This window comes from Pseudomonas sp. DCB_AW, assembly GCF_026240895.1.
GTDB classification, from domain to species: Bacteria; Pseudomonadota; Gammaproteobacteria; order Pseudomonadales; family Pseudomonadaceae; genus Aquipseudomonas; species Aquipseudomonas kermanshahensis.
The window spans coordinates 1-1073 of the sequence record NZ_JAPFCE010000152.1 but is presented as its reverse complement, the minus strand read 5'-3'; the positions used below and the strand labels follow the sequence as shown (position 1 = coordinate 1073).

The window sequence follows — 1073 nt, the reverse complement described above, 5'->3', positions numbered from 1 at the left end:
GACACCAGCCCGTCGGCGCTGGGCTTCTCGCCCGGCAGGCCGCGGTTGAGCATGATCCACAGGTCTTCACCGGCACGGGCGCCTTTCTGCACGCGCTCCCAGGCTTCGGAATCGTCCGGGGTGCCAAAGCCCATCGGGCCCTGGAAGTGCTCGTGCAGGCGCAGGCGGTAGCGGTTGGCCGCGGCTGGGCCGCCGTCCATGGTGATCACCGAGTGGTGGATTTCGGTCTCGGTCACCGAGATCGGCTGCAGCACGCGGAAAAACGCCATCGAGCAGGCGACGTTGGGGAACAGGTTGAGGTTGAAGCCCGAGCCACCGACGGCGCGGACGATGCGGCGCACCTGCTGCTCGTCGATGCCTTCGTCACGCAGCTCGGCGGCGAGGGACTCGAAGCGCTCAGGAATCGGCTTGTCGAGGTCGGCTTCCAGGTCCACCAGCTCGGGGATCATCACCATCACGCTGTGGCCGTTGCCGAGGTCTTCGACGTAGCCTGGGCCTTTGACGAAGTCGAACAGCTCCAGGGTCTGCTCGTCGACCGAGGACAGGAAGCTTTTGTGCACCAACGGGAAGTGATAGGCGTCGGTGGTGTTTTCCAGCTGGATCTTCCAGTTGCCGGGGAAGCGGAAGCGGTGCTCGCCGGGGACCTTGATGCCGTAGCCGGCGCCTTGCTTCATGAACAGGTCCATCCACTTCTTCGCTGCGCCGAGGAAGTCTTCGAGCGGTTCGATGTCGTCCTTGAAGGTGGCGAAGACCATGCCGGCGTAGCTCTCGACGCGCAGGCTGACCAGTGGCAGCTCGGCCTTGTCCAGGCAGTCGCCGTAGCTTTCCGGGTGGGGGATGCCGCGCAGCGAGCCATCGAGGGCGTAGCCCCAGCCGTGGTAGGGGCAAACGAAGCTGTTGGTCTTGCCCTTCTTGTGCTCGCAGACCGTGGCGCCGCGGTGGCGGCAGCGGTTGAGCAGCACGTTGATGGCCTTTTTGCGGTCACGCACGACGATCACCGGCTGTTTGCCGATGAAGGTGGTCTTGTAGCTGCCGGGCTCGGGGACTTCGCTCTCGTGGGCGACCCAGATCCA

General features: G+C 65.1%; 1 protein-coding gene. It reads right to left on the bottom strand.

Annotated features, from left to right (window positions below):
- Positions 1-1073: aromatic ring-hydroxylating dioxygenase subunit alpha (locus OO306_RS28010; protein ID WP_265970380.1), on the bottom strand; the 1073-nt coding region annotated here is incomplete at both ends.